This window comes from Streptomyces griseus (genome assembly GCF_001715295.1).
Lineage (GTDB): Bacteria > Actinomycetota > Actinomycetes > Streptomycetales > Streptomycetaceae > Streptomyces > Streptomyces griseus_G.
Map to the genome: position 1 here is coordinate 1502322 of NZ_MDKB01000002.1, position 26047 is coordinate 1528368.

Annotated in this window: 19 protein-coding genes, 4 tRNA genes, 1 other RNA gene and 1 riboswitch; of the genes, 9 read left to right on the forward strand and 15 right to left on the reverse strand. The window is 72.6% G+C overall.

Features of this window, described 5'->3' with window-relative positions; all coding sequences use genetic code 11:
* Positions 1 to 160 precede the first annotated feature (160 nt).
* The 4 genes from BA175_RS13335 to BA175_RS13350 all read left to right on the forward strand — a co-directional run bounded on the left by BA175_RS13335 (position 161) and on the right by BA175_RS13350 (position 1444).
* On the forward strand, positions 161 to 496 hold the full coding sequence (locus tag BA175_RS13335; protein WP_069171496.1) for a histone-like nucleoid-structuring protein Lsr2: 336 nt from the start codon (positions 161 to 163) through the stop codon (positions 494 to 496).
* A gap of 152 nt (positions 497 to 648) precedes the next feature.
* Positions 649 to 720: transfer RNA gene (locus BA175_RS13340), tRNA-Gly, on the forward strand.
* Positions 721 to 799: 79 nt separating this feature from the next.
* Positions 800 to 872, forward strand: a tRNA-Gly gene (locus BA175_RS13345).
* A 499-nt stretch (positions 873 to 1371) separates the two neighbouring features.
* A tRNA-Gly gene (locus BA175_RS13350) sits at positions 1372 to 1444 on the forward strand.
* 45 nt (positions 1445 to 1489) lie between these two features.
* Here the strand turns inward: BA175_RS13350 and BA175_RS13355 are convergent.
* The 6 genes from BA175_RS13355 to ffs form a co-directional block, all read right to left on the reverse strand.
* Positions 1490 to 2419: a phosphoribosylaminoimidazolesuccinocarboxamide synthase gene (locus tag BA175_RS13355; RefSeq protein WP_069172096.1), complete on the reverse strand. Its 930-nt coding sequence runs from the start codon at positions 2417 to 2419 to the stop codon at positions 1490 to 1492.
* A 107-nt stretch (positions 2420 to 2526) separates the two neighbouring features.
* Entirely contained in the window at positions 2527 to 3990 is a 1464-nt protein-coding gene (locus BA175_RS13360) for a N,N-dimethylformamidase beta subunit family domain-containing protein (RefSeq protein WP_069171497.1), read from the reverse strand.
* Between the two features lie 185 nt (positions 3991 to 4175).
* Entirely contained in the window at positions 4176 to 6158 is a 1983-nt protein-coding gene (locus tag BA175_RS13365; protein WP_107407560.1) for a hypothetical protein, read from the reverse strand.
* Positions 6159 to 6596: 438 nt separating this feature from the next.
* Positions 6597 to 7850, reverse strand: a complete 1254-nt coding sequence (gene purD / locus BA175_RS13370) for a phosphoribosylamine--glycine ligase (protein WP_069171498.1) — start codon at positions 7848 to 7850, stop codon at positions 6597 to 6599.
* A 448-nt stretch (positions 7851 to 8298) separates the two neighbouring features.
* Positions 8299 to 10593: a DNA polymerase III subunit gamma and tau gene (locus BA175_RS13375; RefSeq protein ID WP_069171499.1), complete on the reverse strand. Its 2295-nt coding sequence runs from the start codon at positions 10591 to 10593 to the stop codon at positions 8299 to 8301.
* 79 nt (positions 10594 to 10672) lie between these two features.
* Positions 10673 to 10767: signal recognition particle sRNA small type (gene ffs / locus BA175_RS13380), an RNA gene on the reverse strand.
* A gap of 132 nt (positions 10768 to 10899) precedes the next feature.
* Between ffs and BA175_RS13385 the strand changes: the two genes are divergently transcribed.
* A tRNA-Ser gene (locus BA175_RS13385) sits at positions 10900 to 10987 on the forward strand.
* A gap of 449 nt (positions 10988 to 11436) precedes the next feature.
* Here BA175_RS13385 and BA175_RS13390 read toward each other — a convergent pair.
* Positions 11437 to 11850 carry a DNA-binding protein gene (locus BA175_RS13390; protein WP_069171500.1) on the reverse strand — a complete coding sequence of 138 codons (414 nt, stop codon included), beginning with the start codon at positions 11848 to 11850 and terminating at the stop codon, positions 11437 to 11439.
* Positions 11832 to 12116, reverse strand: coding sequence for a hypothetical protein (locus BA175_RS13395; RefSeq protein ID WP_069171501.1), 285 nt, complete (start codon positions 12114 to 12116; stop codon positions 11832 to 11834). The genes BA175_RS13390 and BA175_RS13395 overlap by 19 nt, the downstream gene beginning before the upstream one ends.
* Before the next feature lie 198 nt (positions 12117 to 12314).
* Between BA175_RS13395 and BA175_RS13400 the strand changes: the two genes are divergently transcribed.
* Both BA175_RS13400 and BA175_RS13405 read left to right on the forward strand, forming a co-directional pair.
* Positions 12315 to 12737: a PIN domain nuclease gene (locus tag BA175_RS13400; protein WP_069171502.1), complete on the forward strand. Its 423-nt coding sequence runs from the start codon at positions 12315 to 12317 to the stop codon at positions 12735 to 12737.
* 199 nt (positions 12738 to 12936) lie between these two features.
* Complete coding sequence (locus BA175_RS13405) at positions 12937 to 13890, forward strand: phosphorothioated DNA-binding restriction endonuclease (protein WP_069171503.1); 954 nt, start codon at positions 12937 to 12939, stop codon at positions 13888 to 13890.
* Positions 13891 to 14286: 396 nt separating this feature from the next.
* Here the strand turns inward: BA175_RS13405 and BA175_RS13410 are convergent, their stop codons facing one another.
* The 6 genes from BA175_RS13410 to BA175_RS13435 form a co-directional block, all read right to left on the reverse strand.
* Positions 14287 to 14697 carry a VOC family protein gene (locus BA175_RS13410; protein ID WP_069172097.1) on the reverse strand — a complete coding sequence of 137 codons (411 nt, stop codon included), beginning with the start codon at positions 14695 to 14697 and terminating at the stop codon, positions 14287 to 14289.
* Positions 14698 to 14707: 10 nt separating this feature from the next.
* Complete coding sequence (locus BA175_RS13415) at positions 14708 to 15151, reverse strand: helix-turn-helix transcriptional regulator (protein WP_069171504.1); 444 nt, start codon at positions 15149 to 15151, stop codon at positions 14708 to 14710.
* 232 nt (positions 15152 to 15383) lie between these two features.
* Positions 15384 to 15998, reverse strand: coding sequence for a VOC family protein (locus BA175_RS13420; RefSeq protein ID WP_069171505.1), 615 nt, complete (start codon positions 15996 to 15998; stop codon positions 15384 to 15386).
* A 182-nt stretch (positions 15999 to 16180) separates the two neighbouring features.
* Positions 16181 to 17476, reverse strand: coding sequence for an LAETG motif-containing sortase-dependent surface protein (locus tag BA175_RS13425; protein WP_069171506.1), 1296 nt, complete (start codon positions 17474 to 17476; stop codon positions 16181 to 16183).
* Positions 17477 to 18064: 588 nt separating this feature from the next.
* Positions 18065 to 18745: a hypothetical protein gene (locus tag BA175_RS13430; RefSeq protein ID WP_368073314.1), complete on the reverse strand. Its 681-nt coding sequence runs from the start codon at positions 18743 to 18745 to the stop codon at positions 18065 to 18067.
* Between the two features lie 309 nt (positions 18746 to 19054).
* Positions 19055 to 19879 carry an alpha/beta fold hydrolase gene (locus tag BA175_RS13435; RefSeq protein WP_069171507.1) on the reverse strand — a complete coding sequence of 275 codons (825 nt, stop codon included), beginning with the start codon at positions 19877 to 19879 and terminating at the stop codon, positions 19055 to 19057.
* Between the two features lie 209 nt (positions 19880 to 20088).
* Here BA175_RS13435 and BA175_RS13440 point away from each other — a divergent pair, with 209 nt between their 5' ends.
* Entirely contained in the window at positions 20089 to 20685 is a 597-nt protein-coding gene (locus BA175_RS13440) for a TetR/AcrR family transcriptional regulator (protein ID WP_069171508.1), read from the forward strand.
* A 128-nt stretch (positions 20686 to 20813) separates the two neighbouring features.
* On the opposite strand, the gene cobN is transcribed toward BA175_RS13440, so the two are convergent.
* The gene (gene cobN / locus BA175_RS13445) at positions 20814 to 24413 is read right to left on the reverse strand and encodes a cobaltochelatase subunit CobN (RefSeq protein ID WP_069171509.1); all 3600 of its coding nucleotides are present in this window, start codon (positions 24411 to 24413) and stop codon (positions 20814 to 20816) included.
* Between the two features lie 62 nt (positions 24414 to 24475).
* Positions 24476 to 24624, reverse strand: a riboswitch (cobalamin riboswitch).
* Positions 24625 to 24730: 106 nt separating this feature from the next.
* Between cobN and cobG the strand changes: the two genes are divergently transcribed.
* Positions 24731 to 26032, forward strand: coding sequence for a precorrin-3B synthase (cobG, locus tag BA175_RS13450; protein ID WP_069171510.1), 1302 nt, complete (start codon positions 24731 to 24733; stop codon positions 26030 to 26032).
* The last annotated feature ends 15 nt before the right edge of the window (positions 26033 to 26047 follow it).

Sequence of the window (26047 nt, forward strand, 5' to 3'; positions counted from 1 at the left end):
GGCCGGGCTTCACAATGCGGCTCCCGCCGCTGTACAAATGATTAGCGGGGAAAGCAGGATTGCCCCGAAAACAGACGACACCAGTCGATCCGCATCCTCAGCGGCCGGAAGGCCGGTCGCATCCCGGACGCGACGGTGCCGTAGGAAAGGACCGATATCCGTGGCTCAGCGCGTAGTGGTTTCGCTCTCCGACGACATCGACGGGGGAGAAGCGGCGGAAACGGTCACCTTCGCCCTGGACGGGAAGTGGTACGAGATCGACCTCAATCCCGCCAATGCAAAGAAACTGCGCAAGGCCCTCGCGCCCTACATGGCGGCCGGCCGGAAGCAGACCGCCGCCGGCAGACACGGCAGGGCCCCCGTGGCGTACCACCACACCTCGGTCGCACCCGACCCCGCGGCCGTGCGCGCCTGGGCCCGCTCGCACCGCATGGAGGTGCCGGCCCGCGGCCGGATCCCCAAGAAGGTCTACGAGGCGTTCCACGCCGCCAGTTGAGGGCTACGCCCGGTATGCGCCGTTCCGGTACGACCTCGGACGGTGCCGGAACGCCGCCGCCGGAGAGCCGACTTGCACAACACCCCTGCAGGTCGGCTAGAGTCTGGAGCACGCCGAAGGGCAAGGCCGAAAAGCCGGGCCCCACGCAGCGTGCGGGTGTAGTTCAGTAGTAGAACATCCCCCTTCCAGGGGGAAGGCGCAGTGTGCAATTCCTGTCACCCGCTCTGCACTGCCTTACCGGATCACTTCGTGGATCAGGTAGAGTGGTGAACGCGCCACCGGTGAAAGCCGAGTGGTAGCAATGCGGACGTAGCTCAGTTGGTAGAGCGCAACCTTGCCAAGGTTGAGGTCGCCAGTTCGAACCTGGTCGTCCGCTCTTGTTCCAAAGGCCCCGGTCGGATATCCGACCGGGGCCTTTGACGTGCTTCCCCACCAGCGGCCCGGACGTGGTGCGGCATGAGCCGCACCACGACGTCGGGGCTGCCCCGCCCCTCGAGTGTGGCGACCTTCACAGCGCGGCTCTGCGCCTGAGGCGCCGGCGGCGCCCGGGCGTTCGTATCGAAGACAGCCGGCGGCCGGCCGGAACCGCCAGGGCGTCGTACGCGGAAACCGCGGTGCGGGGCCGGAGTTGGACGCCGAAGCGATCCGCCCCGAAGCCCCTCCCCTCCCCTCGCCGCGGCAGGCCGGGGAACGGGCGTGGGCGGGGGAGGACGTGCCCGTCGCGGAGATCGCGGAGCGGGCCTCGCTCCCGCCGCGGACGGTACGCACCCACCCGTCGTGAGCCGTCCCCCACCCGGGTACGGAGAAGCTCCGTGCTGCGGTGCGTCTCACGCGGGAGCGAGGTTGGGTATAGTAGGCACCGCGCCACGGCGCATGCGAACGTAGCTCAGCTGGTAGAGCGCAACCTTGCCAAGGTTGAGGTCGCGAGTTCGAACCTCGTCGTTCGCTCCGTACAGGAAGGCCCCGGTCATCACGACCGGGGCCTTCCTGCTGTCACCTCTGCGGTGCGGCCGACCAGCTGATGCCCGTCAGGTGGGCGTAGGCGTCCAGGTACTTGGCCCGGGTCGCGTCCACGATCTCCTGCGGCAGCGCGGGCGGCGGCTGCTCGCCGTGCCGGTCCCAGCCGGAGGCCGCCGAGGTCAGCCAGTCCCGCACGAACTGCTTGTCGTACGAGGGCTGCGGCCTGCCCGGCTCCCAGGTCTCGGCAGGCCAGAAGCGCGACGAGTCCGGGGTCAGCACCTCGTCCGCGATGATCAGCTCCTCACCGCCGTCCGCGGTGGGCGCGAAGCCGAACTCGAACTTCGTGTCGGCGAGGATGATGCCGCGCTCGCGGGCGATGTCGCGGGCCCGGCCGTAGACGGCGAGTGTGGTCTGCCGCAGCGCCGCAGCGGTCTCGGGGCCGACCTCGCGGGCGACCTCCTCGTACGAGACGTTCTCGTCGTGGTCGCCGACGGCGGCCTTGGTCGCCGGGGTGAAGATCGGCCCCGGGAGTTCGGACCCGTCGACCAGGCCCTCCGGAAGGCCGAGACCGCAGACCGTGCGCGTCGCCTCGTACTCGGCGAGGCCCGAACCGGTCAGGTAACCGCGCGCCACGCACTCGACGGGGACCATGCGCAGGGAGCGGCAGACGAGGGTCCGCCCGGCCCAGTCGGCGGGGGCCCCGGCGGGGAGCTCCGTGGACAGGACGTGGTTCGGGACGAGATCGGCGAGCTGGTCGAACCACCACAGCGACAGCTGGGTGAGGACCCTGCCCTTGTCCGGGATCTCGGTGGGCAGGACCCAGTCGTACGCGGAGATACGGTCACTGGCGACCATGACCAGGTCACCCGCCTCGTTCCGGTACAGGTCGCGCACCTTGCCGGTGTGCAGGTGGGTGAGCCCCGGCACCTGCACGGGCTCGGGCTTTTCTACGAAACCGGACACGCTGCCTCCGCGTAGGTTGATCCAGGAGTCGGTCCGATTGTCCCGCATGGAGCCGGTCCGCGCCGCCAGGGGTGGCCTGCGGCGGACGCCGCCGGTGTCCGGCTCCCTCAGTCCCGCTTGCAGATCCGGTCGAGCAGGTTGGCCGTGGCCCGCTGGATACGGGGGTCGACGTGGCCGGGCCGGTCCAGGGCCGGGGACCACGCGAAGGTGCCCGAGGCGAAGACGAGGGCTCCCGAAGGGGCTCGGTACAGCGAGGTCTCCTGGTGCCGGGTGGCTCCGTCGCCGTCCTGGTAGGGGGAGTGGGCGAGCAGGAGGCGGTTGTCGTGCTCGGGCAGCGTCGTACGCGGGAAGTACCGGTCGGCCTCACCGGCGACCAGCCCGTCGATCTCGTCGCCCTCGGCCGCCCCGGTCGCCTCCCAGAGCCAGTGACCGGCGTTGCGTACGACCAGGGGATGGGGCTCGGGGACCCGTCCCGCGTACTGGATGCCGAGGAGCTGCTGTTCGGCGCGGTCGACCTCGCGCCAGAGCGCGGACTTCCCGGGGCCCCGGCGCTTGTGGCAGGTGAGGAGGCGGTCGGGGACGCCCGGGGCGGACGGGGAGAGGCCGACCTGCCAGTACATGGTGTTCGCGGAGAGGAAGACGAGCGACGTGCCGGTGTCCCGGGCGAGCTCGGCGGTGCGGCGCATGGGCAGCGACCAGTACTCGTCGTGGCCGGGGAAGACCAGGCCCCGGTAGCGGCTGGGATCGACGCGCCCCGCGTGCAGGTCCCGGGCGTCGGCGTACGCCAGGTCGTAGCCGTAGCGCTCGGCCCAGCGGATGAAGTCGTACGCGTGGCCGACGTGGAGCGGGAGGCCCGCGCCCGCGTAGGGGCGGTCGAAGGAGATGGTGGCGGCCGCGTCCTCCTCGCCCAGCAACCGCCCCCGCTCGTCCCAGGCGTGGTAGAGGCTTGCGCCGGTACGGCCGTCCTCCGGATAGAGGTTGTAAGCCTGCCAGGTGATGTCGGGGAGCAGGAGCAGCAGGTCCGCCGGGTGGTCGTCGCGAACCGTGAAGGGGATGTGCGAGCGGTATCCGTCGGCGGTGGTGAGGACGGCGACGTACGCGCCGACCGACCAGTAGCCGGGGATCTGCAGGCGCCAGGAGAGCCACCAGTGGTGGCAGGAGACGGTCCGCTCGGCGGTGAGCGGTGCCGGCTGGACGATGCCGGACAGACGGGGGCTCGTGGTGATCTTCGCGGCGCCGTCGCCCGCGTAGTGGCCGATGCGGTAGACGTCGACGGAGAACTGCTGCGGCGGGTCCACGGTGATGTGGAAGTCGATCGCCTCACCGGGGGCCGCGGCGCCCGGCGACGCGAAGCCTTTGATCTGCTGGTGGACGTCGTCCGCAGTACGGGTGCCGCCCCCGGCTCCGCCGCGGCCGAGGTCGGGGTCGGCGTACCAGGGGACGACCTGGCCCGTGTCGTCGAAGTAGTTCTCGCTGCCCCGTAGCCAGGGCAGCGGGCCCTGCCCGAAGGGGTCGCTCACGGCGTGCGCGAGGGCACCTGATTCCCATCGCCGGATCTGCTCCGCCCCCATGCTGCGCCCCTCCCTCGTCCCCCGGACTTCCTGACGCGCCGGATTCCGGCGTCGGCCACCAGCACATCACATATCGCATGCGGTCCGTCACCGTTCGTCGCGAATCGGCATGCACAAAACCGTTTCTTCCGCATCATTGGTGCCGAATCGAGCACGCCTCGGCGTCAGAGTGAACGGCCGGTCGTTCAGATAAGGCGTACGGGTTCGTCCGGGCGGACGCCCACCGAGGTGAGCCAGACGCGCAACGGCTCCGCATCGCCGTCCTCGACGAGGCTGAGGACGGGTCCGCCGAGATCCGACCGGCGCCCCCCGTCCACGAGCAGCGCGGGGCCGTCCAGCCAGTCCAGGCCGGGCACCGCCCCCGCGGTGTCGACGGCGGCGCAGCAGACCATGGCCACGACGTGGTCGGCGAGGAGTTCCGTACCCGTGCGGGGCGGCTGGAGCGGGAGGACGGGGAGGGGGGCGGAGCCCCAGGCGTCGAGGGGGTCCACGGCGTCCGCGCCTGCCTGCTTGCCGCTCACCCGGGTGCTGTCGGCCCGGAGCTGGTCGGTCCCGGGGTGGTCGGCCTGGGGGCCGTCCGGCTGGAGGCGGTCCGCGTGCGTCCGGTCCGCGTGCGGGTCGTCCGCGTGTGTGTCGTCCGCGCGGCGGGGTTCCGGGCCGGGGGTGCCCGCCCGGACGGGATTCTTCCGGCCGGCGTCCACGGGCTTGCCGTCCCCGCGCCCGCCGCTCCTGCGCCTGCCGGCCGTACGCCTGCCCGTCCTGCACCTGCCGGCCCGGCGTTCCTCCGAGGCGTCCGCGGTGGTCCGCGGGGCGGAGCCGGCCTCGTCGCGCGCCACGGCGGCGCCGAGGGCGGCCGCCAGCTCCTCGCTGCTCGCACCGGGCCCCGCGAGGTGGTCGATGACGCGGGCCAGGGTGGGCACGGCGGGGCCGTCCGCCACCGGTGCGCCCGACGCCCCGACGGAGACGCTCGACGCCACCCCCATGGTGTCGAGGACGTGGTTGAGACGGGCGGCCTCGGTACGCCACTTCAGGCCGACGATCTCTTCCGGGTACTGCTGCCAGTCGACGGGGGCCCAGCCGGGGCCGGCTGCCGCCGGGCCACCGTGGAAGAGCCGCGCGGCCAGCAGGGAGGCCGCCTCGTCGGCCGCGCCCGGTTCCTCGATGAGGTGGCAGGCGGGGCGCTCCCCCAGGCGTGAGGCGAAGCCCTCGGCCAGCCGGTCGCGCCGGGAGAGTTCCGTGAGCGCGGAGACGACGCCGACGTCGAGCGCGGAGGGCCAGCGGCCCATCCGCCAGGCGGGCAGCGCCACGCGGGTCAGCAGCCGGTCCCAGCCCGCGTAGGCGAGGCCGACCTGCTCCTGGGCGGCGATCCGCAGCCCGTAGTCCACCTCCTGCGCGCGCGCAGAGGCGGCGGCGGCGACGCAGCGCTCCATCTCGGCGGCGTGGCCGCGGCAGCCGCGCAGCAGAATCCGGGCGATCCGCCCCACGAAGGCTGCCGGGATCCGGCGCACGAACCGCCCGCCGGATGCGGAGGCGTCGGCGACCGCCGCGTCCAGACCGCGTACGAAACGGCGGGCGGCGGCTATGTCGGGGTGGGCGGACGGGCCGGTGCCCGCGACGACCGGAGCGAGTACCGCGCGCAGTTCGGCGACCCGCATCCACCACAGGAACGGGGAGCCGATGACCAGCACGGGTGCGGGACGCGTGCGGTGGCCGCCCCTGCCACCGGCCACCCCCTTCGCCCCCGGCCGGGCGGCCCGGTGCGTACGGTCCTCCAGCCAGCTGTCGCAGTCGGGGGTCAGCGCCACGGCCGACGGCGCCGGTACGCCGAGCCGGTCCGCCAGGTCCCGCACGAGCCGGTAGAGATCGGGCGCCGCCTCCTCGGTGAGCGGCACCGTGGGGCTGACCGCGGGTCTCGCCCGCGCCACCGTCAGGGCGACCCCCGCGGCGACCAGCAGCACGACGACGGCGCACGCCGCCACGGCCCAGCGGGCCGCGTCCCACCCCGGGCCGCTGATACGGCCCTGGGCACCCGCCACGAGCAGCACGACGGCCACGGCCGCGGGCAGAACAGCCACGGCCACGGCTCTGCTGCGGATGCGCAGCAGAGCCAGGGCCCGGGCACGCGCCGCGTGCGCACCCTGCTCCTCAACCGAACCGGTACCGGACACGGCCGGACGTCACCCCCTCTGCCCCCGCGACGGTGTTGGTCACTCCCCCACTGTGGCACCGGGCACCGACATCGCAATGCCGGTGGGCCAAGTGCCGGAATGCCTGCGCCGCACCCTAGTTGGGGCCTCGGCGGACGTCATCCGGATGGCTGAGCCGTCACCCGATGGAATGGCTTTGGGCAAAGCTGCTGACGCGCCGGGGTACGGCCGTCCGGTGATACGGCGGACGGGTCACGTCGGGGAGCGAAGGGCTCTCCGTCACCCGGACAGGGGGCGGAGTACCGGGTCACCGAGGTCGGGCACCGCCCGGCCACGGCCGGAGGGTGGTTCGTGCACAGCCGCCTCCGCCGATCGTGGTCCGGACATGGCGGTGCCCGGCGCCTCCGGAGAGGGCCGGGCACCGAAGCCGCAGGAACCGTCAGGAACCCCTGGGGGCGCTCAGGCCTCCTCGGCGGCCTTGCGCGCGATGTCGGTCCGGTACTGGGAGCCGTCGAGCCTGATCCGCCCGACCGCCGCGTAGGCCCGCTCACGGGCCTGTGCGAGGTCCTTGCCGGTCGCGGTGACGGACAGGACACGACCGCCGGCGCTGACGACCTCGTCGCCGTCCTGCCGGGTCCCCGCGTGCAGCACGAACGCGTGCGGAGCGTCCTGCGCGACCACGTCCGCGAGGCCCTCGATCGGGTCTCCCGTGCGAGGCGTACCGGGGTAGTTGTGCGAGGCGACGACCACGGTGACCGCGGCGTCCTCGCGCCAGTGCAGCGGGGGGAGCACGTCCAGGGTGCCGTTGGCGGAGGCGAGCAGGACACCGGCCAGCGGGGTCTTCAGACGGGCCAGGACCACCTGGGTCTCCGGATCGCCGAAGCGGGCGTTGAACTCGATGACCCGTACGCCGCGCGACGTGATCGCCAGACCCGCGTACAGGAGACCGGAGAACGGCGTGCCCCGGCGGCGGAGTTCGTCGACGGTCGGCTGGAGGACGGTCTCCATGACCTCGTCGACCAGCTTGGGGTCGGCCCACGGGAGGGGCGAGTACGCGCCCATACCGCCGGTGTTCGGGCCCTCGTCGCCGTCCAGGGCGCGCTTGAAGTCCTGGGCCGGCTGGAGCGGGACCACCGTGGTGCCGTCGGTGATCGCGAAGAGGCTCACCTCGGGGCCGTCGAGGAACTCCTCGATGACCACCCGGTCGCAGGCGAGCGCGTGGGCGCGGGCGGTCTCGACGTCGTCCGTGACGACGACACCCTTGCCGGCCGCCAGACCGTCGTCCTTGACCACGTAGGGGGCGCCGAAGGCGTCGAGCGCCTCGTCGATCTGGGCGGGCGTGGTGCAGACGTAGCTACGGGCGGTCGGGACGTTGGCCCCGGCCATGACGTCCTTGGCGAACGCCTTGGATCCCTCCAGCAGGGCCGCCTCGCGCGAGGGGCCGAAGCAGGGGATGCCGACCGCGCGCACGGCGTCGGCGACACCGGCGACAAGCGGTGCCTCCGGGCCGACGACCACCAGCTCGGCGCCCAGCTCGCTGGCGAGACGCGCGACGGCGTCACCGTCGAGCGCGTCGACCGGGTGCAGTTCGGCCACCTCTGCGATCCCGGCGTTGCCGGGGGCGCAGTACAGAGCGGTGACATCGGGGTCGAGGGAGAGAGAGCGGCACAGGGCGTGTTCGCGGGCGCCGCCGCCGATGACGAGGACCTTCACGGGGTGCAGCCTAACCGCCGGGGGCCGGAGGCCTCGCCGGCCACCGCTCCGTGGACAGGAACGGAGGGCCTCACCGGGCGCTGCCGCGTGGACAGGGACCGAGGGGCCGGGGTCTCACCGGGCGAGGTTCCGGGGACGGGGGCCGGAGGGTTCTTCGGGGCGAGGCCCCGTGGACCCGACCCGGGAGTCCTACCGGGCCAGGATCCACGGACGGGAGGTCGAGGGCCTCACCGGGGGCACTCCGTGGACGGGGAGCGGGGGCCTGCCGGGCGACGATCCGCGGAGGGGAGGTCCACGGCCTCACCGGGGGCACTCCGTGGACCGGGATCGGGGGCCTACCGGGCCAGGATCCACAGACGGCGGGTCGAGGGCATCACCGGGGGCACTCCGTGGCGGGGGCGGGGGTCCTTCGGGCGAGGCTCCGTGACGGGAACCTGGCGCCCCTCCCCTACTCGTTCGTGAACTCCTCGACCACCGTGGCCCCCAGCTCGCGGACGATCAGGTCGTGACCGGAGAGGGCGGAGTCCACCAGGTCCGGATCGTCCGCCTCCGCGGTGTCGTCCTCAGGCGCGACCGCACGCGGAGGCTCGGCGGCGGACCGTTCGTAGCCCTGCCGTTCGTAGCCCTGCCGTTCGTAGCCCTGCCGTTCCTGGGCCTGCTGCTCGGGCCGTCCCGGCTGCTGGGAAGGCGGCTGCTGCTGGGCCGGTGACTGCTGCTGCGCGGGGGCGGGCCGGGACGGTTCGTACGGCGCGGCCTGCGGAGCGGGCGCGGGCTGGTACGGAGCGGAGGCCGGGGGCCGGCCCCCTCCACCACCGCCACCGGTCTGCGGGGGCAGGCCGCCGCCACCCGACGGATCGACGACCGCGTCGACCCGCCACGTGGCGTTGAACTGCTCGGCGAGGGCCTGCTTGAGCACCTCCTCGCTGCCACTGCTGGAGAAGGTGTCGCGGGCGCCGGCGTTCAGGAACCCGAGCTGCAGTGTGGTGCCGTCGAATCCGGTGACCTGGGCGTTCTGACTGAGAAGGATCCAGGTGAACCGGCGGCGGTTCTTGACGGCCTCCAGGATGTCCGGCCACATGGCGCGGACCTGTGCCGCGCCCTGCGCCATGTCCTGCCCGCCCGCCGCGGGCGCCTGGGGGGCGGCCGGGGCCGGAGCGGGGGCGGCCGGCGTGGCCGCCTGCGGGGGTGCGGGCGGCGTACGGCCCGGCGCGGAGGCGGTCGGCCATCCACCGGGCCGGCGGGCAGCCTCCGGGCCGTTCGTGCCACCGCCCGGCCCCGCCGCCGCGGGCCAGGCCCCGGGTCGCTGGCCTCCGGCCGGGGCACCGGCCGGAGACGGCTGGCCGTGGGCCTGCGGGGCGGGCGCTGCTTCCGTGCGCGGCTGCTGCACGGGCTGCTGGGCCGGCGCCGCCTCGGGGGCAGGGGGCACGTCACGCGGCAGGCCGGCCGGGGCGCCGACGGGCGCCTCGCCGCGCACGGCCGCGCGCGCAGCGGCGGGACCGCCGCCGGGCAGCCCTGCGTCGGCCGCATGGGCTTCGGGCCCCGGTACGTACCCCATGGCGGGCCCTGCCCCCGCGGCGGCGAAGGACGCCCCGCGCTCCAGGCGGTCCAGCCGGGCCTGCAGCGAACGCTCGTCGTCGAAGGCGGCGGGCAGCAGCACCCGGGCACAGATCAGCTCCACCTGGAGCCGCGGGGAGGTCGCCCCGCGCATCTCCGTGAGTCCCTCGTTGACCAGGTCGGCGGCCCTGCTCAGCTCCGCGGCACCGAAGACGGCCGCCTGGTCCTGCATCCGCTGGACCACGTCGGCGGGGGCGTCGATGAGTCCCTTGTCCCCGGCGTCGGGCACCGCGGCCAGAATCACCAGGTCGCGCAGGCGCTCCAGCAGGTCGGCGACGAAGCGCCGCGGGTCGTTCCCGCCCTCGATCACCCGGTCCACGACCTCGAAGGCCGCAGCCCCGTCGCCCGCCGCGAAGGCGTCCACGATGGAGTCGAGCAGGGAGCCGTCCGTATATCCGAGGAGCGAGGTCGCCATGGCGTATGTCACACCCTCGTCGCCCGCCCCGGCCAGCAACTGGTCCATGACGGACATGGAGTCACGCACGGACCCGGCCCCGGCGCGCACGACGAGCGGCAGCACCCCGTCCTCGACGAAGCTGTTCTCCTTGCCGCACACCTCCGCGAGGTAGCCCCGCAGCGTCCCGGGCGGAACCAGCCGGAAGGGGTAGTGGTGCGTACGCGACCGGATCGTGCCGATGACCTTCTCGGGCTCCGTGGTCGCGAAGATGAACTTGAGATGCTCCGGCGGCTCCTCGACCACCTTCAGCAGGGCGTTGAACCCGGCCGGGGTGACCATGTGCGCCTCGTCGATGATGTAGATCTTGTACCGGCTCGAGGCGGGGCCGAAGAACGCCTTCTCCCGCAGGTCACGGGCGTCGTCCACACCACCGTGGGAAGCGGCGTCGATCTCGATGACGTCGATCGAACCCGGCCCGTTGCGCGCGAGGTCCCGGCAGGACTGGCACTCCCCGCACGGGGTGGGTGTCGGACCCTGCTCGCAGTTCAGACAGCGGGCCAGGATGCGCGCACTGGTGGTCTTCCCGCAGCCACGCGGCCCGCTGAACAGGTACGCGTGATTGACCCGGTTGTTCCTCAGGGCCTGCTGCAACGGATCAGTGACATGCTCCTGACCGATGACCTCGGCGAAGGACTCGGGGCGATAGCGGCGGTACAGCGCAAGGGACGACACATCTACGAGGTTATCGGGGCGGACCGACAACCGGCCCCGCCCTGGATGTGATGCCCGACGAGGCCCGCACCCCGGGCACGCAAGGGCCCCCCACGCACCCGCCAGAGCCGACCTACCCTTGCTGCCTTCCGGCCCTGGGGGAGTTCAGTCAGATAGCGCCACGTGAGGGGCTGACGCCCACCTTAACCGATCCCCGCCCCCCGCCGTCCACCCGCTCCCCGCCGGAGTCGGCCGGCGGAGCCCTCCGGAACGATCTCCGGGGAACGTGTTCGCGAGCACCCTCCAACGTCTTGTATTGTTTGCGGCGGAGGATTCGCCTAGTGGCCTAGGGCGCACGCTTGGAAAGCGTGTTGGGGGCAACCCCTCACGAGTTCGAATCTCGTATCCTCCGCCATTGCTCTCACCGGGCAATACGTCGAAGGGCCCCACCGCTCGCGGTGGGGCCCTTCGACGTTGTGGTCTCAGTTTTGGTCTCATTCATTTCCGACATTCAATACATTTCAGCCATGCGGCGAACGCCCCCTCTGCCGGTGATCAGAGGTCACGCATCGAGTACGCCCCGACCCCGGCCCGAGACGCCCTGAAGCGGCTCTCCTCGTGCCATCAGGCCAGCGGAACACCACGCCATGCTGGAGTGGCTCGGGCTTCGGTCCGCCACGGAATTCGCCCCTGCCCGCTTTGCACCGGATGAGGCCAAACTCGGCTGCTGCGATTCACGGCACCGTGAAGACCAGCCGTCCGCCACCAGCCGTTCACGGCCCTGGATGCCACCGACCCTGCCGCGCTTGGACAAGGACGTATGGGTCGACCGTCCGTCCCCGGCCTTCGGGTCTTGGGCGTCGACTACACGGCGACGAGGCGCACTCTGTCGCCGCAGAGCTTCGTCATGTCGTCGATGTCCGAGGTGAGCATGACGACCGGGCGGCGCTGCCGCAGCGCCATCTCGGCCACGGCAGCGTCGATGGCGTATTTGTGACCATGCAGCCCGGCGTTGATCAGCATGGCTGAGGCGGCCCTGGCCTCCTCGTCGCCGATGTGCACGATCCGCACGCCGGACAGGACCCAGGCAAGTCGTGCCTTGTCGGTCCGGCGATGCACCGCTTCGATGATGGTGAGTGCGCTGATGACCACCTCCATGCCCCGCTTGCGGGCTTCGGCGATGAGGGCGACGACGGGCTCGTGATCACTGACGAACTTCGACAGGCCCTCGCAGTCGAGAACGAGGGTGCCTTCGTGGCTCAGCTTGCGGCGGGCCACTGCCCCTCCTCCGCGAACACCTCGTCGAAGACCCGGCGTGCCCGCTCCTGCTCCTCCTCGGAGATCGCCCCCTGGCGGCGTTCGTAATCGGCCAGGTACTCATCCAAGATCTGACCGCGCAGCTCGCGCTCCACCGCTTCGGTGATGAACGCGGAGAACTCACGCTTGCCGACCCGTCGGCGGATCGCCTCCGCCGTCCCCTCAGGGAGGGAGAGACTGACCCTGGTGGCTGGCCCTTCGCCGACGCTGTAAGGAAAGTCGCTCATGGGGCCCAACGTTATCAAACAAGTAGGAATCTGACTGGGATGCAGCACCCACCGAACGACGCGGGCCGTCCACCCGTCACCTCGTGGTCTCAGTTCTGGTCTCATTCGCTCGGGTTCAGCTGTGTCCGGACGCCGCTGGACAGCCCTCTCCACGGCTGGTCAGCACACCCACGACCACCTCCGGAATCTCGGACGAACATGTGGAAAGCGTGTTGGGGGAACCCCTCACGAGTTCGAATCCGATTCTTCCGCGACGACGCCGACCCGTACGGATGGGATCAGGCCGCCACAGCAGGGCTCATCGCGACCTGCCCCGTTACCGAGCTGGAGTTCTTCTACAGCGCCCGCTCCGCCGCCGACCGTGCGCGCGGCATCGAGGACATGCGGCTGCTGTTCGGCTGGGTGCCCGTCGATGACCGCGCGTACGACCGCGCCTGGCGGGTTCAGGAGCTGCTGACCCAACGCGGTCGGCACCGCAGTGCAGGAGCTGTCGACCTCGTCGTCGCCGCCACAGCGGAACTCCAGGGGCTGACCCTCCTGCACCGCGACCACGACTTCGAATGTATCGCCGCAATCACCGGTCAGGCCATGCAGTGGTACGGCCCGGTGTCCGGTAAATGAACGATCGCCTGGTCTCGGTTCCGGTCTCATTCGCAGGTGTTCACCACAGTTCATCGAGCCTGTAAACGCCGGCTCCGCCACAGGTCCAGACGCCCGCGACTGCTGCCGAACGGCCGAGCTTCGGTGAGGTGCCGCAGGGGAGCGCGCCCGCCGGAATCGTCGGGACAGCAGTCAGATGCCGCCGCTACGATCGCCCGCCATGGACTGGGTCGAGCGCACTGCGCAGTTGAGGCAGTGGACGAGAAGCGGGACGCGGGCGCCGCACAAGCCGTTGCTGTTCCTGTACGCGCTGAGCCGGTTCCAGCGGGACGCCGATGACGAGCTGCTGTACAGCGCCGTGGAGAGGGATCTGCAGGGTCTGCTCGCCGAGTACGGCCCCGGTAACCGGAGCACACCCGCCTATCCCTTCCACCACTTGGTGAGTGACGGCGTGTGGGAGGTACGCACCGAGCGCGGGCCGGGCAGCCCCGGGACCGGGGTGAGGGAACTGCGCGCGAGCGGCGCCGCCGGGCGGCTGACGCCCGAACTGCGGGCGGCGCTGCGGCGGGAGCCGTCCCTGCTCGGCCGGATGGCTCGGGTACTGCTCGATCTGAACTTCCCGCCGTCCCTTCACAGCGAGCTGTGCGAAGCCGTCGGCCTGGGGCTGGAGGAGGCCGAGACCGGACCGCTCTCGGCTGCGCGCAGGCGGCGGGACCGACGGATGCGGGAGGTGGTCCTGACTGCCTACGAGTACCGGTGTGCTTTCTGCGGGTACGACGGCAGGATCGGCGCGGTGCCGGTCGGACTCGAGGCGGCTCATGTGCGCTGGTGGGCGTTCGGCGGACCGGACGACGTCGAGAACGGGCTGTGTCTGTGCTCGCTTCACCACAAGCTGTTCGACAAAGGCGTACTCGGTCTCGGCGAGGGCCGTGGTGAGGACCCCGGCGAGGGCCTTGGTGGAAACCTCGGCGACGGCCGTGGCGACAGCCACCGCATCCTGGTGTCCCGGAACTTCGTCGGCCGCAGCGCCGCCGCCCGCGAGCACGTGATCGTGCTCGCCGGCCGTCCGGTGATCGGCCCCCAGCCGGGGGTCCGGGCCGTCGCCGCCGCCCATCGTTCCTGGCACACCAGCCAGGTCTTCCACGGGAGCCCACGTCCTGCTGCGGCTGTCTGACAGAAGGGGCCGGCCCACGACGGCAGCCCCCCGTCTTCCCATCGACCGCGGCCGCGACGGGGTCACCCGTACCCTGCCCGTCAGTCACGGCGCGGCACCGGGCGTCTCCGTCCGGGGCGACGCGTCCGGGGCGGCGGTTCCGGTCAGCCGCCGAGATCGCGGAACACCTGCGCCCGGCTCGCGGACGGGGACCCCGGCCGCCGGTCACCGGGTAGCTGACCCGTTTCGCCGGGGCACGGTGCCGGGTTCGGCTGCCTCGACTAGGTGCTGAGGAGAAGAGTGATCACGGGGCGGAGGAGCCGCACGCAGCGTGCCGAAGGCATGTGGCCGAAACCCGGGGCATACGCCGTGCGGCCACTCCCGCCCCGGGCGCCGGTCACCCCCGCGGTGGAGGGCTCAGCGCAGTTCCTGGATGCGGATCTGGTTGCCCGCGGGATCGCGGAAGGCGCAGTCGCGCACGCCGTACGGCTGCTCGGTCGGCTCCTGGATCACCTCGGCGTCGCCCGCCTGCACCCGCTCGAACGTGGCGTCGAGGTCCTTGGTGGCCAGCAGGATCCAGCCGTAGGTTCCCTTGGCCATCATCTCGGTGACGGTGCGGCGCTCGTCGTCGGTGATCCCGGGATCGGCGCCGGGGGGCGCGAGGAGGAGGGAGGTCTCGGGCCGGCCGGCGGGGCCGACCGTGATCCAGCGCATCGCGCCGGACCCGACGTCGCTGCGGACCTCGAAGCCGAGGGTGTCACGGTAGAACGCGAGGGCGGCCTCGGGGTCGTCGTGCGGAAGAACGCTCGTGTGAATGGTGATGTCCATGGCGGACACGCTATTCCGGCCGGCCGGGGCGTGCTTCTCGATTCCTGACCGGTCTGGTCACCTGCTTCGCCACACAGGACGGCAGCCCCTCGGTCGCCTGCGCCGCCAGCCGCCGGTAGGTGCTGGGCGGCATGCCGACCAGCTCGGTGAACCGGGTACTGAACGTCCCCAGGGACGAGCAGCCGACCGTGAAGCAGACCTCGGTGACGCTGAGGTCGCCCCGGCGGAGCAACGCCATCGCCCGCTCGACACGGCGGGTCATGAGGTAGCTGTACGGCGACTCGCCGTAGGCCTGGCGGAACTCGCGGCTGAGGTGGCCGGCCGACATGTGCGCACCCCGGGCGAGGGCTTCGACGTCCAGCGGCTGCGCGTACTCCCGGTCGATCCGGTCGCGGACGCGGCGCAGCCGCGCGAGGTCGCTCAGGCGCTGCGCGGTGACGGGTCTGCTGCTCACCTGCGCGATCGTGCCACGCGGGGCGGGGCTTGCCCAGTCGTATCGATCAGGTCGACCGTACGGCGGGCGGCCCGCACGAGAGGCAGCCCGGCGGGCAGCCGGTACGGCGGGTGGCCCGTACGAGAGGCAGCCCGGCGGGCAGCCGGTACGGCGGGTGGCCCGTACGAGAGGCAGTCCGGACGACGGGCAGTCCGTACGGCGGGCGGCGCGGTCGGCCGTCAGCGGGCCGGTGTCACTGCGCGGCCCTCTCCCAGGCGAATCCGTCCGGGTCGGTGAAGGGCTCGGCGTCGGCACCGATGACGAGTCGGTGCGATCCGGTGCCGTCGGGGTCGACGCCCGCGTCCTTGGCGAGCGCGCGGCGGCCGTAGAGCGCCAGCTTGACGGAGTTGGGCGGCGTCGCGAACTCGACGTACTTGCGGCCGAAGCTCTTCCCCACGACGAGCCCGCGCCCGGTGTAGAACTGCTTGGTCGCGAGCACGTCCTCGACGCCCAGCAGGAGCACGAACCGGTCGGTCCGCCGGGTGGCCGGACCCGTGTTCTTCTTCGCCGCGGTCGCGATCTTCCAGAGCGCGCCGTCGGGGGCCCGTACGACACCCCCGTAGCCCCAGAACGACTTCTTGGCGGGCTTGACCGGTGTGGCACCGGCGTCGAGGGCGGCGCCGACGAGGGCGTCGACGTCGGCGGGCTGGGACGCCGTGAGCGAGAGCGTGAACCCGCGGAAGCCGGTCGTCGGTGACTCGCCCGCCCGCACGCGTACCCGGCTGTCCAGGCCGAAGGCGGTGCGGTAGAAGCGGTCGGCAGCGTCGGGGTCGGCCGCTTCGAGGATGACGGAGTTGATGGAAGCCATGTGACGAAGCTATGCGCCACCCACCGGGCGCGCTTCTTGATTCCTGACCGTTCCGGCCGAGGCGGGACCCGCGTCCCTCACCGCCCGCACACATGCCTGCGGGCCCGGCACCGTCCGGTGCCGGGCCCGCAGAACGGTCAACGCGTGGAGCGGGGTGCCGTGCCGGCGCCCCGCCCCGTACGTCAGGCCTGGGAACCGGCCTTGCGGCGGCGTGCGACGAACATCGCGCCCGCGCCGATCGCCAGGGCGGCGCCGCTCGCGAGGGCGAGCTGCGACGTCGCGGAGGACGAGCCCGTCGCGGCGAGGCTGCCGCTCACCGGGCGGGCCGAGGCACCGCTCTGCGGCTTGACGTCCGAGGTGTTCGGCTTGGTCGTGCCGGGCTTGGCGTCCGGGACCTTGCCGGGGTTGCTGCCCGCGGCGGCGATCAGGAACTCGTATCCCTCGAGGTCCGGGGTCCCGCCGCAGGTGCCGTTGTCGTTGAAGTAGTCACCGGCGACGAACGTGATGCCGTTGCCCGCGGGTGCGGAGGCGTCGATCGCGAGCCGCATCTTGATGTCTGCGTGGGCGCCGGCCTTCAGCGGGCTGATGGCGTCCATGTAGTTCTCGTTGTCGACGGTCTTCCACGTCGGGGAAGAGCCGTTGGACCACTGCAGGCGGACCAGCTTGTCGAGGTCCTTGAGCCCGCTCTTGTCCGTGGCGTGGACGTAGGCGAACGGGAGCACCTCGTCCATGGTCCTGTCGGTCCCGTTGGTCACCCGCATCGTGAAGTTGACCTTCGTGCCGGCGACGACGGTGGACGGGAGACCCGTGACGACCGTGGTGAGCTTCGCCTCGGGGACGCAGTCCTCGCCCTCCTCACCTTCGCCCTTGCCGCCCTCGGCCTCCTCTTCCCTGGCCTTGGCCAGCGCGGCGTCGGCGGCGGTCTTGTCGGCGCGCGTCTGCACGACCGCCTTCTGCGCCGCGTCCAGGGTGCGGATCGCGGCGATCCGGTCGTCGTCGAGCGCCTTCTGCGCTGCCGCGGCCTCGGCGTCGGCGGCGGTCTTCGCCTCGTCGGCCGTCCTGGCGGCGGCCTCCGCTTCGGTGACCTTCGTCTGCGCTGCGGTCTTCTCCTCCTCGGTGGCCGTGTCCGGGAGGTCCTCGAGCGCGGCCTTGGCTGCGAGGACCGCCTCGTCGGCGGCGGTCTTCGCGGTGGCGGCCTCCTCTGCCTTCCCCTTGGCGGCCTTGGCGGCCAGGTAGAGGGGCGCGGTCTCGGAGGCGGCTGCGTCCACAGCCGCCTCGGCGGCGCTCTGGGCCGCCACGGCGGCGTCGTACGCCGTCTGGGCCGCGGCGGCGGCCTTCTCCAGCTCCGCGATGGAGGGCTTGTTCTGCGTCTGCGCGGCCGGCTTGTCCTCGGCGAACGCGGGGGTGACCGAGAGCATGAGGGCGGGAGTGGTCACGGCGGCGGCAACAGCTGTGGCGAGAATCCGGCGAATCTTCACAAGAGCCCTTCGGGGTCCGGAAAAAGAAGAAAGAGGCCGCAGCGGAGTGGGACACGCATGTGCGACCTGAAGTGATCGTATGGCCGGAGCGACGGCCGGTCCGCACGGTTTCTTCACCCGACCCCCCCGATACCACACCCCCGGCACAGACAGAAAAGACGAAAGGGTGCAGTTGCCTTCAGTACCTGTGTTTTCGCTGTGGGCAATGCCACACGGGACACCTTCCGGCGTTCCGCACCGCGCCTCTGCCGACGCTCCCGGCGAGGGTCCGGACCGGCGCACGAGGCGACCGGGCCGGTTGTAGCGATCACGCGCGTCGTCGACAGTCGTGGGTCTTGAACAGGGCGAGGACCTCCGATGTGGTGGAGCTGTCCAGGAACACACCACACGCAGGTCTTCGTGTCCCCCGTCATGCCCGGCTGAGGGCCTTGGGGAGGCCTCTGCCGGTCGAACGTGTCACGTCAGGGCGTCCGGTCGCGCATGTCGCGGCTGAGAAGGGTGAACGACCCTGCGGGTGCATACACCCAGGCCGTGTTGCGAAAGTCCCGTCTGCCCGCCGGGCAGACGACGCCACTTTCGCAACACGGCCTAGTCGTTCTGTCCGCGGAGTCCGGGTGCGGGAGGCGGGAGCTCGCCGAGGGCGTCGGCGTAGTAGGCGGACTCCGCCACGTGGAAGGCGAGGGCGCGGAAGGTCCATCCGGTGCCGGGCGATCGGTCGAGCTGATCGACGGTCAGGGAGCCGAGGCGATGGGCCCAGATCCTGGCCAGCCTGGTGAGCCGGCTGCGCGCCTCGTCCAGGTCGTCCCGGGTGAAGGGGGCGAGGTCGGCGGGGGTGGTGACCGCCGACGCGTGCCAGTGGTCGGGCTGCGTCTCCTCCCCCGCGAGACGCGCCTCCAACTCGGCGAGATGGTCGATCAGGTGGTCGGTGACTCTGCGGATCGCCTTGTGCGGGGTGTAGACGCGGCCGTCGGTGTGGACGGGGTCCCCGTTCCACTCGGTCCAGGTGGCGGCCACGGCGAGTACGTGGCCGACCATGGCCGTGACGACCTCTGCGGGGTCGCGGTCGTCGGTCACCGGAGCGTCACCGCCGTCGTCGGCCCCGGCGGTGTCCGCCTCCGCCGCGTCCGCCGCCGGATCGTGTGCGGCCCGGGTGTCGCGCCCCGGGTGGGACCCGGCCCGGAGCGTGACCGGACCGGGTACGGGGCCGGGACCGGCGAGGGCTCCCCGGGCGTCCGCGCTCCGGGATACGTCGTCATAGGTGCTGGTCATGCGGCTCACGCTAGGCGCGGAATCGTTCGGCCCCCGCCGAAGCGTGCGGGCCCCGCGGGACAGACCGAGGGGGAGGGCTGTCCGGGTGCGTGTGCACCGCACCCGGACCGCGACGGCCGGCTTCCGGGCCCGCCTCGTGCGCAAGCCGGGCCGCTGCGCCCCGGGGGGCGCTCCCGCGCCGATCGGACGGACCGCGCGCTCCACGAGGGACACGGCGGGCACCGGCCCGCCGAGCGGGAACCCGGTGCGGGGAGGCGGCGACGCGCCGGCCCTCCCCCCACCGCACAGGCCCGAACGGCCCCTGGAGGACTACTGCTTGATGAAGTCGAGCAGATCGGCGTTGAACGCCTCCTCGAACGCGCCGGTCAGACCGTGCGGGGCGTTCGGGTACACCTTCAGCGTCGCCTTCGGGACGATCCGGGCCGCCTTGTGCGCGGAGTCGGCGATCGGCACGATCTGGTCGTCGTCACCGTGGGCGATCAGCGTGGGGACGTCCCCGAACCGCTCGAGGTCCTGGGTGAAATCGGTCTCCGAGAACTGGGCGACACAGTCGTACGCCGCCTTGAGCCCCGCCTGCATGCTCATGAGCCAGAACGCGTCGCGCGCCCCCTGCGAGACGGTGGATCCGGGCCGGTCGGCGCCGTAGAAGCTCTCGCTCAGCGCCTGGTAGAACGCGGAGCGGTCGCTCCGTACGCCCTCGCGGATGCCGTCGAACACCTCGATGGGCAGCCCCTCCGGGTTGCTGTCGGTCCTGAGCATCTGCGGAGGTACGGCCCCGAGCAGGACGGCCTTCGCGACACGTGCGGTCCCGTGCCGTCCGATGTAGCGGGCGACTTCGCCGCCACCCGTGGAGTGGCCGACGAGGATCACGTCGTCGAGCCCGAGGTGGTCGATCAGCTGCGCCAGGTCGTCGGCGTAGGTGTCCATGTCGTTGCCCTGCCAGGGCTGGTCGGAGCGGCCGTGGCCGCGCCGGTCGTGGGCGACGGCCCGGAAGCCGTTCTCCGCGACGAGCCGCAACTGGCCGTCCCAGGCATCGGAGTTGAGGGGCCAGCCGTGACTGAAGACGACGGGCCGGCCGCTGCCCCAGTCCTTGTAGTGGATGCGTGTGCCGTCGGTGGTGGTGAAGTCGCTCATGGGACGGGCCTCTTTCGGTCGGTAGCGCTGCGGAACGGGTACGGGGGACGGAATCAGGGAGCCGGGCCGGGCGGACCCGGGGAACGGGACCGGTGGGAACGCGGGCCGGCTCAGAGGTAGACAGAACGTTCTGTCTTTCACAGAGTGCGGCTGCCCGGGATCTTTGTCAAGGCCCGAAAGAGACAGATCGGTCTGTTAACGTGACGTCCATGCCCGCGAAGCCGACACCGCCCGCAGCACCCCCGCGCTCAGCGGCTCGCGACCGGCTCGTCGCCGCCGCGGCCGACGTCTTCTACGCGGACGGGATCCACGCCGTGGGGGTGGACCGGCTGATCGCGGCGGCCGGGGTCACCAAGGCGACGTTCTACCGCCACTTCCCCTCGAAGGAAGACCTCGTCCTCGCCTACCTGCGGCTGCGCGACGACGCCATCCGGGCCGACATCGGGCGTGCGGTCACCGCGGCCGACGACCCGCGCGGACAGGTGGCCTCCGTCATGGAGTGGCTGGCCGACGAGGTCTGCGGCCCCGGATTCCGGGGCTGCCCGTTCATCAACGCGGCGGCCGAATACCCGGACCCGGACCACCCGGTCCGGCTGCTGGTGGCGGAGCACCGCACCTGGTTCCGCGACACCCTCGCCGGGCTGCTGCGCGCGGCCGGCCACCCGGCCCCGGACGCAGGCGCGGCCTCACTGCTGCTGGCACGTGACGGGGCGATGGTCGGGGGTTACCTCGACGGCAGCGACGCCCGCGCCGTTCTGCTGCGTACGGCCGACGCGCTCATGGCCGGCATCGGCGACCACGGCTGACGCCGGGCCGGCACCGCCGCACCCGCGCGTTCCCGTCGCCGCCCCGAGTCCGTCGCCGCCCCGATCCCGTCGGTGGCGGCCGTCCGGGAGCGGGGTACGACCGGAGGGCCGGCCCCCTCCCCCGCCGCTCAGTCCTCGCCCTCCAGGTCGCCTTCCGTCTCCAGGAAGACCTGGCGCAGGGCTTCGAGCACGGCCGGGTCCGGCTCGGCCCACATTCCGCGGGACTCGGCCTCCAGGAGGCGCTCGGCGATGCCGTGCAGCGCCCACGGATTGGCCTGCTGGAGGAACTCGCGGTTCGCCGGGTCCAGTACGTACGTCTCGGTCAGCTTGTCGTACATCCAGTCGGCGACCACACCCGTCGTCGCGTCGTACCCGAACAGGTAGTCGACCGTCGCGGCGAGTTCGAAGGCACCCTTGTACCCGTGGCGGCGCATCGCCTCGATCCACTTCGGGTTGACGACCCGGGCGCGGAAGACGCGCGACGTCTCCTCGACCAGGGTCCGCGTGCGGACCGTCTCGGGGCGGGTCGAGTCGCCGATGTACGCCTGGGGGGCCGTGCCCTTGAGCGCGCGCACGGTCGCGACCATGCCTCCGTGGTACTGGAAGTAGTCGTCCGAGTCCGCGATGTCGTGCTCGCGGGTGTCGGTGTTCTTCGCCGCGACCTCGATCCGCTTGTAGGCGCTCTCCATCTCGTCCCGGGCGGGACGTCCGTCGAGCTCACGTCCGTAGGCGTAACCGCCCCAGACGGTGTAGACCTCGGCGAGGTCGGCGTCCGTGCGCCAGTCGCGGGAGTCGATGAGCTGGAGCAGCCCTGCCCCGTACGTACCGGGCCTGGAGCCGAAGATGCGGGTGGTGGCCCGCCGTTCGTCGCCGTGTGCGGCGAGGTCGGCCTGGGTGTGGGCGCGCACGAAGTTCCGCTCGGCCGGCTCGTCGAGCGAGGCGGCGAGCCGTACGGCGTCGTCGAGGAGACCGATGGTGTGCGGGAACGCGTCCCGGAAGAAGCCGGAGATGCGCAGGGTGACGTCGATGCGGGGGCGGCCGAGCTCCTCGTACGGAATCGGTTCGAGGCCCGTGACACGGCGGGAGGCGTCGTCCCAGACCGGGCGTACCCCGAGCAGGGCGAAGGCCTCGGCGATGTCGTCGCCGGCGGTGCGCATCGCGCTCGTACCCCACAGGGAGAGGCCCACCGAGGTGGGCCAGTCGCCGTTGTCGGCGCGGTAGCGCGCGAGGAGCGAGTCCGCGAGGGCCTGGCCGGTCTCCCAGGCGAGGCGGGAGGGGACCGCCTTCGGGTCGACGGAGTAGAAGTTGCGGCCGGTCGGCAGGACGTTCACCAGACCGCGCAGCGGGGAACCGGACGGCCCCGCCGGGACGAAGCCGCCGTTCAGCGCGTGGACGGCGTGGTCGAGCTCGTCGGTCGTCGCGGCGAGGCGGGGGACGACCTCCCGGGCGGCGAAGGCGAGGATGTCGGCCACGGGTCCCGGGTGCCCGGCCGCCACCCCGGCGACCGCGGCCGGGTCCCAGTCCGCGTCCTCCATCGCCTGTACGAGCGCGCGGGCGCTCTCCTCCACGGCGTCGGCCGCGGTACGGGTGGCCGCCGACTCGTCCAGGCCGAGTGCCTCCCGCAGACCGGGCAGTGACGCCGTCCCGCCCCAGATCTGACGGGCCCGCAGGACGGCGAGGACGAGGTTGACGCGGTCCTTGCCCGCCGGGGCACCGCCCAGGACGTGCAGACCGTCACGGATCTGGACGTCCTTGATCTCACAGAGCCAGCCGTCGAGATGCATGATGAACTCGTCGAAGCCCTCGTCCTCCGGCCGGCCCTCAAGCCCCAGGTCGTGGTCGAGCTTCGCGGCCTGGATGAGGGTCCAGATCTGGGCGCGGACGGCCGGCAGCTTCGCCGGGTCCATGGCGGCGATCTGCGCGTGCTCGTCCAGGAGTTGTTCGAGGCGGGCGATGTCCCCGTAGCTGTCCGCCCGGGCCATCGGCGGCACGAGGTGGTCGACGAGGGTGGCGTGCACGCGGCGCTTGGCCTGGGTTCCCTCACCCGGGTCGTTCACCAGGAACGGGTAGACCAGCGGCAGATCGCCGAGGGCGGCGTCGGGGCCGCAGGCGGCGGAGAGGCCCGCGTTCTTGCCGGGCAGCCATTCCAGGTTGCCGTGCTTGCCGAGGTGGATCATCGCGTCGGCGCCGAACCCGTTGTCGTCGGCGGACGCCGCGATCCAGCGGTACGCGGCCAGATAGTGGTGCGAGGGCGGCAGGTCGGGGTCGTGGTAGATCGCGATCGGGTTCTCGCCGAAGCCGCGCGGCGGCTGGATGAGGATCAGGAGGTTGCCGCGGCGCAGGGCGGCGAGCACGATGTCGCCTTCGGGGTTTCGGGACCGGTCGACGAACATCTCGCCGGGCGCCGGGCCCCAGTGCTCCTCCACGGCCTCGCGGAGTTCCGCGGGCAGGGTGGCGAACCAGCGGCGGTAGTCGGCGGCGGGGATGCGGACCGGGTTGCGGGCCAGCTGCTCCTCGGTGAGCCACTCCTGGTCGTGGCCGCCCGCCTCGATGAGCGCGTAGATCAGCTCGTCGCCGTCCCCGGAGACCAGTCCCGGGATCGCTTCCTCGGGGCCGAAGTCGTAACCCTCGGCGCGGAGTCTGCGCAGCAGGGCCACGGCGCTCGCGGGAGTGTCGAGCCCGACCGCGTTGCCGATGCGGGAGTGCTTGGTCGGGTAGGCGGACAGGACGAGCGCGATCCGCTTCTCGGCCGCCGGGATGTGCCGGAGCCGGGCGTGCCGTACGGCGATCCCGGCGACCCGGGCGGCCCGCTCGGGGTCGGCGACGTACGCGGGCAGGCCGTCCTCGTCGATCTCCTTGAAGGAGAACGGGACGGTGATCAGGCGGCCGTCGAACTCGGGGACGGCGATCTGGGTGGCCGCGTCCAGGGGGGAGACGCCCTCGTCGTTCTCCTGCCAGGCGGCGCGCGGGCTGGTCAGGCAGAGCGCCTGGAGGACCGGTACGTCGAGGCCGGTGAGGGCGCCCGCGTCCCAGGACTCGTCGTCGCCGCCCGCGGACGCCGTGGCGGGCTTGGTGCCTCCCGCCGCGAGGACCGTGGTGACGATGGCGTCGGCGGCCCGGAGCCGCTCGACGAGCTCCGGCTCGGGGGCGCGGAGGGAGGCGACGTACAGCGGGAGGGGGCGGGCGCCCGCGTCCTCGACGGCGCTGCAGAGCGCCTCGACGAACGCGGTGTTGCCGCTCATGTGGTGGGCGCGGTAGTAGAGCACCGCGACGGTCGGCCCCGTGACCTCCCGGGCGGTCCGCTCCAGCGGCCCCCAGGCGGGTGCGGGGGCGGGCGGATCGAAGCCGTGGCCGGTGAGCAGCACGGTGTCGGAGAGGAACCTGGCCAGCTGCTCCAGGTTGGCCGGCCCACCGTGGGCGAGGTAGGCGTGCGCCTCGGCCGCGATACCGATGGGCACGGTCGACGCGGCCATCAGCTGCGCGTCGGGGGCCTGCTCACCGGTCAGGACGACGACGGGGCGGCCGGTGGCCAGCACCTGGTCCAGCCCGTCCTGCCAGGCGCGTACGCCGCCGAGGAGGCGTACGACCACGAGGTCGGTGCCGTCCAGCAGGCGGGGGAGGTCGTCGAGGGAGAGCCGGGAAGGGTTGGCGTAGCGGTAGCCGACCGGGCCGCCGGAGGCGCGGGCGCTCAGCAGGTCCGTGTCGGACGTCGACAGGAGCAGGATCATGCGGCGTCAGCCCTCCTCGGGGTGTCCACGCCCCGGGCAGTGTCGGATCGGCGCTCGGACGGACCGAGCGCCTGGGAAAGGGAGTTCCTGACTCGCACGGCCGGTGGGCCGGGCTCACAGTGGCGGGACCGCGCCGGAATCTCACCGGGCTTCCTCCCAGGTCGCCGTACGGCGATGGCGGACCGTACGGACCGCCGCTAGGCATAGTAGGCGGGAGGAGGGGGGTCCTGACCAGACGGCCCCGCCCCGGACCGGAACGGCAGCGGGTGTCCGGTAGGTCACAGTGACCGTAGGGGTGCGCTCCGGTCACGGTCGGTATGCTCGCCGCCATGTCCGCCTCGCCCCTTCCGCCCCGGTCACCGGGCGCCGCATGCGCCCGGGGCAGCGGTGACGCATGCCCGGGCGCGCTGCGTCTGCACCGGGCGGACGACGGCGCACTGGCCCGGATCCGCATACCCGGCGGCGTGCTGACACCACGTCGGTCGGCCGCCCTGCTGGACGCCGCCGAGCGGCTGGGTGACGGTGAGCTGCACCTCACGTCCCGGGGCAACGTGCAGCTGCGCGGGCTCTCGCCGGACTGCGGCGCGGAGTTGGCCGGACTGCTCGCCACCGCCGGGCTGCTTCCCTCCGAACGCCACGAGCGGATACGCAACGTGGTCGCCTCCCCGCTCTCCGGGCTCGACTCCCTGGGGGCCGCCGACATCGGGCCGTGGCTGACCCGGCTGGACCACCTCCTCTGCGGAAGCGACCGGGCCGCGGCGCTCTCCGGACGCTTCCTCTTCGCCCTCGACGACGGCCGCGGCGACGTGGACGCCCTCGGTGCCGACCTCACCCTCCTGGCCCGGGAGGACGGCAGCGCGCTGCTGCGCGTCGGGGCCACCGACGCGGTCCTGCGCGTACCCGCCCCCGAGGCCCCCCGCGCCGCGCTCCTCGCCGCCGAGACCTTCCTGGACGCGGCCCGGGAGACGGGCGCCTGGCGGATCAAGGACCTGCCGGACCGTGCGGCGGCCCGGCTGCCCGGTGACACCGGACGCCGGCTCGGGCAGGCCGGCATCGACGTCTCCGAAGCGGTCCTGCCCCGCCCGCCCGAGGCCCTGCCCCCGGCTCCAGGACCCGTCGCCGGCAGCGGCGGTGCGGCCGCCCTGTCCGTCGGCGTACCGCTCGGACGGCTGGACCGGGCACAGTGGCGCCTCCTGTCGGGCTCGGGCGGACTGCGGCTCACCCCGTGGCGGGGCGCCGTCGTCACCGGGGTGCCTTCCGACCGGGTGGACCGCCTGCTCGACGACCTCTCCGGGGCCGGCCTGATCACCGGGCCCGGCTCCCCGTGGACCGGAGTCGGGGCCTGCATCGGGCGGCCCGGCTGTGCGAAGTCCCTGGCCGACGTACGGGCCGAGGCGGGGGCCGCCGTCGGCCCCGCCGGCCGGCTCCCTGTGTACTGGTCCGGGTGCGAACGCCGCTGCGGCCATCCGCACGGGGAGTGGATCGACGTGGTCGCCACCCCCGGGGGACACCGGATCTCCCATGTCCGGGGAGACCGGACCACCGAGGCCGCGACGGTCGGGGACGACCCGGCCGTGCTCGCCGCCGCCGTGGCGGCCGCACGCGGCGCTCGCACCTGACCACCACGTATCCCC